This window comes from Flavobacterium acetivorans, from assembly GCF_020911885.1.
Taxonomy (GTDB): domain Bacteria; phylum Bacteroidota; class Bacteroidia; order Flavobacteriales; family Flavobacteriaceae; genus Flavobacterium; species Flavobacterium acetivorans.
The window spans coordinates 1,405,698-1,416,465 of sequence record NZ_CP087132.1; the positions used below are offsets into that span (position 1 = coordinate 1,405,698).

General features: G+C 34.9%; 9 protein-coding genes. All 9 read left to right on the top strand.

The window, feature by feature from the left end:
• Positions 1 to 3: 3 nt before the first annotated feature.
• The gene (locus tag LNP19_RS06190; protein ID WP_230063913.1) at positions 4 to 549 is read left to right on the top strand and encodes a c-type cytochrome; all 546 of its coding nucleotides are present in this window, start codon (positions 4 to 6) and stop codon (positions 547 to 549) included.
• Between the two features lie 27 nt (positions 550 to 576).
• Positions 577 to 1,920 (top strand): quinol:cytochrome C oxidoreductase, encoded by a 1,344-nt coding sequence (locus tag LNP19_RS06195; protein ID WP_230063914.1) that lies wholly within the window; start codon positions 577 to 579, stop codon positions 1,918 to 1,920.
• A gap of 19 nt (positions 1,921 to 1,939) precedes the next feature.
• Positions 1,940 to 3,094, top strand: coding sequence for a cytochrome c oxidase subunit II (locus tag LNP19_RS06200; RefSeq protein ID WP_230063915.1), 1,155 nt, complete (start codon positions 1,940 to 1,942; stop codon positions 3,092 to 3,094).
• A 30-nt stretch (positions 3,095 to 3,124) separates the two neighbouring features.
• Complete coding sequence (locus tag LNP19_RS06205) at positions 3,125 to 4,921, top strand: cytochrome c oxidase subunit I (RefSeq protein ID WP_230063916.1); 1,797 nt, start codon at positions 3,125 to 3,127, stop codon at positions 4,919 to 4,921.
• A gap of 78 nt (positions 4,922 to 4,999) precedes the next feature.
• Positions 5,000 to 6,022 (top strand): Holliday junction branch migration DNA helicase RuvB, encoded by a 1,023-nt coding sequence (gene ruvB / locus LNP19_RS06210; RefSeq protein ID WP_230063917.1) that lies wholly within the window; start codon positions 5,000 to 5,002, stop codon positions 6,020 to 6,022.
• Between the two features lie 126 nt (positions 6,023 to 6,148).
• Complete coding sequence (gene queG / locus LNP19_RS06215) at positions 6,149 to 7,072, top strand: tRNA epoxyqueuosine(34) reductase QueG (RefSeq protein WP_230064217.1); 924 nt, start codon at positions 6,149 to 6,151, stop codon at positions 7,070 to 7,072.
• 142 nt (positions 7,073 to 7,214) lie between these two features.
• A complete protein-coding gene (locus tag LNP19_RS06220; RefSeq protein WP_230063918.1) occupies positions 7,215 to 7,649 on the top strand; it encodes a CBS domain-containing protein in 435 nt (144 codons plus the stop codon).
• A gap of 155 nt (positions 7,650 to 7,804) precedes the next feature.
• Complete coding sequence (locus LNP19_RS06225) at positions 7,805 to 10,087, top strand: NADP-dependent malic enzyme (RefSeq protein ID WP_230063919.1); 2,283 nt, start codon at positions 7,805 to 7,807, stop codon at positions 10,085 to 10,087.
• 88 nt (positions 10,088 to 10,175) lie between these two features.
• Positions 10,176 to 10,757, top strand: coding sequence for a Holliday junction branch migration protein RuvA (ruvA, locus tag LNP19_RS06230; protein WP_230063920.1), 582 nt, complete (start codon positions 10,176 to 10,178; stop codon positions 10,755 to 10,757).
• The last annotated feature ends 11 nt before the right edge of the window (positions 10,758 to 10,768 follow it).

Below are 10,768 nucleotides of genomic sequence, written 5' to 3' on the forward strand. Positions count from 1 at the left end.
GATATGAAAAGGGTATATAAAATAACACTTTTATTTGGCATCACTATTTTAGTGGCATCTTGTCATAATAAAAAAGCGCCAAATTATCAGTATTTTCCAAATATGTACGAATCTGTAGGTTATGAAACCTATTCTGAGTCAGCTGCATTCAAAAACGGAAAAGAAGGACAATTACCTGTTGATGGTACTATTAATAGAGGTTTTGAAACTTATGATTATGAGAATTCGACTGCAGGTTACGAACTAGCCAAAGCGAATCTTAAATCACCTTTAGATTCATTGGACAGAAGCTCTGATAAAGGAAAAGCACTTTATGATATTTATTGTATCAGTTGTCATGGTGCAACTGGTGATGGTAAAGGGAAATTAGTGGAAAGAGAAAAATTCTTAGGAGTTCCTAGCTATAAGGACAGGGAAATTACCGAAGGAAGTATTTTTCATGTTGAAACTTATGGTTTAAATGCAATGGGTTCTCATGCAAATCAATTAAGTAAACATGAACGTTGGTTGGTTGCTGACTATGTTCTTAAACTTAAAAGCCAATTATAATTGTTGAACTAACTGATCGTAATAGATATGTATACATTTTCAAATAAATTAAAAACTTTTTCTTTCATCTTAATGGCCGTTGGTATATTAGGAATAGGTTATGGTTTTTTCAATGCACCCAAAGATATTCACGAGGTTGAAACTCTCCTAGCTGTAGAGAATCATGGTGGTCACGGAGCAGTAGCTCATCAAGATACTCAATCCTCTGAAGATGCTCACGGAGTTCATAACAAAGTTGATGAAGCTAAAGTTGCAGCTGAACATGAAGAACATTTAACTCATGTTTTGCATCAATTACAAAACAAGCCTTGGGCGGCTTTATATGTTGCTTGTATTTTCTTTTTGCTTCTTTCTATGGGGGTTTTAGCATTTTACGCTATTCAGCAAGTCGCTCAAGCGGGTTGGTCTCCAGTTTTGTTTAGAGTAATGCAGGGAATTACGGCTTATTTGCCTTATGGTTCTGTTATTTTCTTTATCATATTGGTTTTATGTGGTCTTCATTTCAATCACTTATTTATTTGGTTAGATCCTGAAGTAGTGGCTCATGATGCGCTTATTGCAAATAAAGCGGGTTATTTAAATTTCCCATTTTGGATAGTGAGAGCTGCAATATTCCTTATAGGTTGGAATTTGTATAATTATTATACTAGAAAAAATTGTCTTGCTCAAGATGAGTCTAATGATAATTCCTTTTACAAAAAGAATTTCAATATCTCTGCAGGATTTTTAGTTTTCTTCATTGTTTCTGAATCAATTATGTCTTGGGACTGGATTATGTCAATTGATCCACACTGGTTTAGTACATTATTCGGATGGTATGTATTCGCTAGTTTCTTTGTAAGCGGTATTACAATGATTGCTATGGTTACATTATACTTGAAATCAAAAGGATATTTAGAATATGTTAATACAAGTCATATTCATGATTTAGCTAAGTTCATGTTTGGAATTAGCGTGTTTTGGACTTATTTATGGTTCTCGCAATTCATGTTGATTTGGTATGCAAATATTCCTGAAGAGGTGACTTATTATGTTACTAGAATCGAGCTGTATAATTTGCCTTTCTTTGGCGCTATAGTTATGAATTTTGTTTTCCCATTGTTGATATTAATAAATACAGATTTCAAAAGAATCTCTTGGGTTATAGTTATGGCTGGTGTTGTAATATTAGCAGGACATTATATTGATTTTTTCAATATGATCATGCCTGGAACAGTAGGGGACAGATGGTTTATTGGTGTGTCTGAAATTGCATCCGTTCTTTTCTTCCTTGGATTATTTATCTATGCCGTATTTACTGCATTAACTAAAGCTCCTTTGTTGCCAAAAAGAAATCCATTTATAGAAGAAAGTAAACATTTCCATTATTAATATTTAAAGAAATAAACAGATGACAAGTTTGTTGGTAATTATAGTTTTAGTTTTATTGGCTGTTGCCTTGTGGCAATTGACAAAAATATTTGACCTTACTCAGGTAGGTTCAGGTACGGACACTTCCGAAATAGCTACAGATAAAGATAATAATGTACAGGGGTATTTAATGTTTGGTTTTTTAGCCTTTCTTTATATATTTTCTATTTATGGGTTGTTAAAATGGGGGCCATTAGTGCTACATACACCTGCTTCTGAACATGGTGGAGAAGTAGATAACTTAATGAATATTACTTGGGTCTTGATTTTTATAGTTCAGGCGATTACACAAGTTTTATTACACTATTTTACTTTTAAATATAAAGGTAAAAAAGGTCAAAAAGCATTGTTTTTTGCTGATAACAATAGATTAGAAGCAATTTGGAGTGTAATTCCGGCAGTAGTCTTAGCTGGTTTAATCCTTTATGGACTTTATGCTTGGACTAATATCATGTTTGTTGATGAAGATGAGGATACAGTTGTAATCGAATTATATGCACAACAATTTAAATGGACTGCGAGATATGCAGGAGAAGATAATGTTCTTGGAAAAGCAAATGTGAGATTAATTGATGGTGTAAACACTCTTGGAGTTGATATGTCAGATCCTTATGCTCAAGATGATATTGTGGTTTCAGAATTGCATATCCCAAAAGGTAAAAAGGTTCATTTTAAAATGAGGTCTCAGGATGTATTACACTCTGCTTATTTTCCTCATTTTAGAGCACAAATGAACTGTGTTCCTGGTATGGTTACTGAATTTGCGTTTTTGCCGGTCTATACCACAGCAGAGTACAGAGAATTGCCATACATGATTGAAAAAGTGGCTAATATAAATGCATTAAGAGCCAAGAAGAGTACTGAACTTGTTGCAAAAGGAGGAAATGCTTTAGATCCTTATACTTTTGATTATTTGTTGCTTTGTAATAAAATATGTGGTGCTTCACATTACAATATGCAAATGAAAGTAATCGTTGATACTCCTGAGGATTATAAGAAATGGTTGAAGGAACAAGCGCTTTTGGTACAACAAGTAAAAGAGTCTAAGGCTCCAGCTGCTATTGAAGGAGAGATTCAAGTCGATTCTACAAAAGGTGGTGATACCACGGCTGTTGCAAAAATAGCAATGAAATAAAATTATTAAGAAAATTTAAAGTATACATATATGTCAGCAGAAGGTCACGATCACGCAATGGATCACGAACACGAACATCATCATAAAGAAACTTTTATTACTAAATATATTTTTAGTATAGATCATAAAATGATTTCCAAGCAGTACTTGATAACAGGTATTATTATGGGGGTTATCGGGATTTTGATGTCATTGCTTTTTAGGATGCAAATTGCATGGCCAGAAGAGTCTTTTAAGATTTTTAATGTCTTATTGGGAGATAAGTTTGCTCCTGAGGGTGTTATGGCTAATGATATTTATTTAGCTTTGGTTACAATTCACGGAACCATTATGGTGTTCTTTGTTTTGACTGCCGGTTTAAGTGGAACTTTTAGTAATTTGCTTATTCCACTTCAAATTGGAGCACGTGATATGGCTTCAGGATTCATGAACATGGTTTCTTATTGGTTGTTCTTTTTATCAGCCGTTATTATGATTTGTTCATTATTTGTTGAAGCAGGTCCTGCATCTTCAGGATGGACAATTTATCCTCCTTTGAGTGCATTGCCACAAGCAATTCCTGGTTCTGGTATGGGTATGACACTTTGGTTAGTATCTATGGCTATTTTCATTGCTTCTTCATTAATGGGTTCTTTGAATTATATTGTTACTGTAATCAACCTTAGAACAAAAGGAATGTCAATGACAAGATTGCCATTAACAATTTGGACTTTCTTTGTTACAGCAATAATTGGTGTAGTTTCGTTTCCGGTATTATTATCAGCAGCTTTATTGTTGATTTTTGATAGAAGTTTTGGTACTTCTTTCTTCTTGTCAGATATTTATATAGCTGGAGAAGTTTTACATTACCAAGGTGGTTCTCCAGTATTGTTTGAACACTTATTTTGGTTTTTAGGTCACCCAGAGGTATATATCGTAATTTTACCGGCAATGGGAATTGTATCTGAAGTTATGGCTACTAATGCTCGTAAACCAATTTTTGGTTACAGAGCGATGATTATGTCTGTTTTAGCAATTGCTTTCTTGTCTACAATTGTTTGGGGACACCATATGTTTATTTCAGGAATGAATCCGTTTTTAGGTTCTGTATTTACATTTACAACCTTATTAATTGCGATACCGTCAGCGGTAAAAGCATTCAACTGGATTACAACTTTATGGAAAGGTAATTTGCAATTAAACCCTGCAATGTTATTCTCTATTGGAATGGTTTCAACTTTTATCACTGGAGGTTTAACAGGAATTATTCTTGGAGATAGTACTTTGGATATTAACGTTCACGATACTTATTTCGTAGTTGCTCACTTTCACTTGGTAATGGGTATTTCTGCTCTTTATGGAATGTTTGCCGGAGTTTATCACTGGTTCCCTAGATTGTATGGAAGAATGATGAATAAGAACTTAGGTTATGTTCACTTTTGGGTATCTGCAATATGTGCTTATGGAGTATTTTTCCCAATGCACTTTATCGGATTAGCAGGTTTACCAAGACGTTATTACACAAATACAAATTTCCCATTGTTTGACGATTTGCAAAATGTAAACGTACTTATTACAGCATTTGCTTTAATAGGAGGTATATTCCAATTGGTTTTCTTGTATAATTTCTTTGTTAGTATTTTCTACGGTAAGAAAGCCGTTCAGAATCCTTGGAAATCGAACACTCTTGAATGGACTGCACCGGTTGAACACATACACGGAAACTGGCCAGGTGAAATTCCAGAAGTTCATAGATGGCCATATGACTATAGTAATCCTAATCATGAAGAGGATTTTGTTCCTCAAAATGTACCAATGAAACCAGGTGAAGAAGTTTTACATCACTAGTTTCTATAAATATAAAAAATGCCTTTCTATTCAGAGAGGCATTTTTTTTTACTTGTAACTTTGTTCTATCTTTGCTTTATGAATGAAAATTTAGATCCAACAACCAAAGGCTATAATTCGGAAGAATTTGATCTTGAAAAAAAATTGCGACCATTGTCATTTGATGATTTTGCGGGTCAAGATCAGGTATTAGAAAATTTAAAAGTCTTTGTTCAGGCTGCAAATCAGAGGAATGAAGCACTAGATCACACCCTTTTTCACGGTCCTCCGGGTTTGGGAAAAACGACTTTGGCCAACATTCTAGCTAACGAATTGGAAGTTGGAATAAAAATAACTTCAGGTCCCGTTCTTGATAAGCCGGGTGATTTAGCGGGATTGTTAACAAATCTTGAAGAAAGAGACGTTTTGTTTATTGATGAGATCCACCGTTTGAGTCCTATTGTTGAAGAATATTTGTATTCAGCAATGGAAGATTTTAAGATTGATATTATGATTGAATCTGGGCCAAATGCACGAACAGTACAGATTAATCTTAACCCTTTTACTCTAATAGGTGCTACAACACGTTCAGGGTTGCTAACAGCGCCCATGAGAGCCCGTTTTGGTATATCATCGAGATTACAATATTATACGACTGAATTATTGACTACCATTGTAGAACGTAGCGCTTCTATTTTAAAAATGCCTATTTCTTTGGAAGCTGCAATTGAGATTGCTGGCAGAAGTAGGGGAACACCTCGTATTGCTAATGCATTATTGCGTCGCGTTCGTGATTTTGCCCAAATCAAAGGCAACGGAACCATTGATATTGAGATTGCTCGTTATGCCCTAAAAGCATTGAATGTTGATGCGCACGGGCTTGACGAAATGGATAATAAAATATTGAATACTATTATTGATAAATTTAAAGGCGGCCCGGTTGGTTTATCAACTTTAGCAACTGCTGTTTCTGAAAGTAGTGAAACCATTGAAGAAGTTTATGAGCCTTTCTTGATTCAAGAAGGATTTATTATGAGGACCCCCAGAGGGAGAGAAGTGACGGATAAAGCTTATAAACATTTAGGAAAAGTAAATACAAATATTCAAGGAGGATTGTTTTAGGAACGATTTACTTCATCAGTTCGCTTCGCTCGTGTTCTGCTATGCTCTATATCCAGGCCAAAAAAAGGCTTGGCATGCCGTTGCTATCAGAGCCAAAAACGTTTAGTTATTAATTTAGGATATGGAATCATTAATTTAAAATCTCAATACACGCAGTTTATAAAATCCGAAGCCAAACGCCTCGGATTTTTGTCTTGTGGTATATCTAAGGCTGGATTTCTGGAGCAAGAAGCGCCTAGACTGGAAGATTGGCTTAATAAGAACAGGAACGGACAGATGACCTATATGGAGAATCATTTTGACAAACGTTTAGATCCTACTAAGCTTGTCGATGATGCCAAAAGCGTCATTTCTCTATTGTTGAATTATTATCCGGAAGAAAAACAAAATCCGGATTCCTATAAGATTTCTAAATATGCTTTTGGTCAGGATTATCATTTTGTCATAAAGGATAAATTGAAAGAGTTATTGTTTTCAATTGAGGAAACCATAGGTGAGGTTTCCGGTCGTGCTTTTGTAGACTCGGCTCCAGTACTCGATAAAGCTTGGGCAGCCAAAAGCGGTTTGGGTTGGATAGGGAAAAACAGCAATCTGCTGACTCAAAAAGTAGGTTCTTTTTATTTTATAGCTGAACTGATTATCGATCTGGATTTAGATTATGATAACGCCACAACGGATCATTGTGGAACCTGTACTGCTTGTATTGATGCCTGTCCTACTCAGGCAATCGTAGCTCCTTATGTTGTTGATGGTAGCAAATGCATATCCTATTTTACCATTGAACTCAAAGAAAATATTCCTAAGGAAATGAAAGGAAAGTTTGCTGATTGGGCTTTTGGTTGTGATGTGTGTCAGGATGTGTGTCCTTGGAACCGATTCTCAAAAGCGCATAAGGAACCTTTATTTGATCCAAATCCAGAATTACTTTCGATGTCTAAAAAAGATTGGGAGGAAATTACCGAGGAAACTTTTAAATCAGTCTTTAAAAACTCTCCTTTGAAGCGAACAAAATTTCAAGGAATTAAAAGAAATATCGATTTTTTAAAATAAACGAAGGTTTCTCAATAGCTTTTCTCTTCTTTTTTATTTAATTTTTTTTCCTTTTTTTGGACTTTAGGTTTTTATCAAGCTTAATAAAATATCTTTTGTGTGCTTTTTTTTTTAACTTTAGAGTCAATTAAATCTTTTAGTTATGACTGTAAATCAAATATTAAGCAGAAAAGGCAATGCGATCTACTCTGTTGTTTCCACAATTACGGTATATGAAGCCATTAAAACAATGGGGGAGAAAAATATTGGTGCTATTTTAGTAATTGAAGATGGGATTCTAAAAGGGATCATGTCTGAGAGAGATTACGCTCGTAAGATTGTTCTAAAAGGCAAAGCTTCTAAAGATACTCTAGTGAAAGAGATTATGGAGGAAAAGGTTATTACCGTAAAACCGACCGATAATCTAGATTATTGTATGGAATTAATGACCATAAGAAGAGTCCGTCACTTACCAGTTATGGATGAAAATTTAGTTTTGGGAATTATTTCCATTGGGGATGTTGTTATGGCGATAATCGAAGTTCAGAAAAATACCATTGCGCATTTGGACTCCTATATCAGTGGCTCTAAGGCCTAAATTCGATTTCTACAGATAGATTAATAAAGGGCTGCAAATTGATGCGGCTTTTTTTTATTCAAAAGAGAGGTTGGTTTTTTGTAAAAGAATAATATAAAAGCTTCCTTATTAAATCAAGTCTTATATCTTTGTATACTAGAATAAAATCTAATAAAATGAACAAAAATAGCAAAAGAAGAGAAGCATTATTATATCATGCTAAACCTACTCCAGGGAAAATACAAGTAGTTCCTACCAAGAAATATGCAACCCAAAGGGATTTGTCATTAGCTTATTCGCCAGGCGTAGCTGAGCCTTGTTTGGAAATTGCCAAAGATGTAAATAATGTATATAAATATACTGCAAAAGGAAATTTGGTTGCTGTAATAACTAACGGAACGGCTGTTTTAGGACTTGGTGATATTGGTCCTGAGGCTTCAAAACCAGTAATGGAGGGCAAAGGATTGCTGTTTAAAATATTTTCTGATATTGATGTTTTTGATATTGAGATAGGTACTAAAGACGTTGAAGAATTTATTCAAACCGTAAAAAATATTGCTCCAACTTTTGGAGGGATAAACTTAGAGGATATCAAAGCGCCTGAGTCTTTTGAAATCGAACGCAGACTTGTGGAAGAATTGAACATCCCAGTGATGCATGATGATCAACATGGAACGGCTATTATATCTTCGGCGGCATTAATAAATGCATTAGAGTTGGCGGGTAAAAAAGCAGAAGATGTGAAAATGGTCGTGTCTGGTGCAGGTTCGGCAGCCTTGGCTTGTGCTGATTTATATGTTTTACTTGGAGTAAAAGTAGAGAATATATTGATGTTCAATAGTAAAGGAGTTTTGACAAAGGATAGTCCTTCTATATCGGTTATGCAACAAAAATATGCTACAGATAAGGCTCCAATGAGTCTTGAAGAAGCATTGGTAGGAGCGGATGTGTTTTTAGGTTTGTCATCTGGGAATATCATGACAGCTCAAATGTTGTTAGGAATGGCCGAAAACCCGATTGTTTTTGCCATGGCAAATCCTGATCCCGAAATAGATTATAATTTAGCTATCGCCACACGTAAAGATATAATAATGGCAACGGGAAGATCTGATCATCCTAATCAAGTAAATAATGTGCTTGGTTTTCCTTATATTTTTAGAGGAGCATTAGATGTTCGTGCCACTAAGATTAACGAAGCGATGAAGATGGCAGCTGTAAAAGCATTGGCATTATTAGCAAAGGAATCTGTTCCAGAACAAGTAAATATTGCTTATGGAGCGACTAAATTAGTTTTTGGTAGAGATTATATTATACCGAAGCCTTTTGACCCTCGTTTGATCTCGATTGTAGCTCCTGCAGTTGCAAAAGCAGCGATGGATTCTGGAGTGGCATTAAATCCAATTACGGATTGGGAGAAATATGAAGAAGAGCTTTTGAATCGACTAGGAAATGATAACAAGATGGTTCGATTGATTACCAATAGAGCTAAAATGGATCCTAAAAAAATCGTTTTTGCCGAAGCAGATCATTTAGATGTTTTAAAAGCAGCGCAAATTGTTCATGAAGAGGGTATTGGTTTTCCTGTTTTGATGGGAAACAAAGAGATTATTTTGGAACTAAAAGAAGAATTAGGATTCGATGCCGAAGTTGAAATTATTGATCCAAAAACAAAAGAAGAAGAAGACAGGAGAAATAGATTTGCTACTACTTATTGGGAATCTAGAAAAAGAAGAGGGATTTCTTTACTGGATGCTCAAAAATTAATGAGAGAAAGAAATTATTTTGCTGCCATGATGGTCAATGAAGGAGAGGCAGATGGTTTGGTTTCGGGACATTCTAGAAGTTATCCTTCAGTGGTAAAACCAATGCTTCATCTTATTGATAAAGCTCCTGGGGCTTCTATTGTAGCGACTACAAATATGATGATGACATCTCGTGGTCCAATGTTTTTGTCAGACACGGCTATAAACATCAATCCTTCGGCAGATGACTTAGCCAAAATTGCAATTATGACTGCAAAAACAGCAAGAATGTTTGGTGTTGAACCAGTAATTGCAATGGTGTCATTTTCTAATTTTGGGTCATCAACGGATGACAACGCAAGAAAAGTTAGAGAAGCGGTAGCTTACTTGCATGAAAATCATCCAGAAATGGTTATTGATGGCGAAGTTCAAGCCGATTTTGCCTTAAATCCGGAAATGCTAAAAGAAAAATTCCCGTTCTCTAGATTGGCTGGAAAAAAAGTGAATACCTTGATTTTCCCTAATCTTGATTCAGCAAATATCACTTATAAGCTGTTAAAAGAATTAAACAAGGTAGATTCTATAGGGCCAATAATGTTAGGAATGGGGAAACCCGTTCACATTTTTCAACTAGGAGCCAGTGTAGAAGAAATGGTCAATATGGCTGCCATTACAGTTATTGACGCCCAAGAAAAGCAAAAGAAAAAGATTAAATAATTTATTTATTAGACTGAAGGTTCCTTGAGTTTTTAAGGAACCTTTTTGTTTTTTGGTTAAAGGAATTTATGAATCATACAATAAATAAATGATAGCACAACTTCAAGGGAAATTAGTAGAAAAAACGCCAACACATGTTGTTGTCGATTGTGGAGGTGTTGGTTATCATGTGAATATATCGCTGCATACCTTTTCATTGCTTGCAAATACAGATTTTTTAAAATTATATACGTATCTTCAAGTGAAAGAAGATGCACATACTTTATTTGGGTTTGTCGAGAAATCAGAAAGAGAGATTTTTAAATTACTATTATCCGTTTCGGGTATCGGTGCTAATATCGCCAGAACGATGCTTTCCTCATTAGATCCTAAGCAAATTACAAATGCTATTGGCTCTGCTGATGTGGTTACCATTCAATCTATAAAAGGTATTGGAAGTAAAACAGCCCAAAGAGTAATTCTCGATTTAAGAGAAAAAGTGTTAAAGTTGTACGATTTAGATGAAGTTTTGGTTTCGCAAAGCAATACAAATAGAGACGAAGCGTTATCTGCTTTGGAGGTTCTAGGTTTTGTTAGAAAAAACGCTGAAAAAGTTATTGAAAAAATTATAAAAGAGGATCCGGAAGCTTCTGTTGAGTCGATTATAAAAAAGGCATTGAAGATTCTATAAAAAGTATTCAA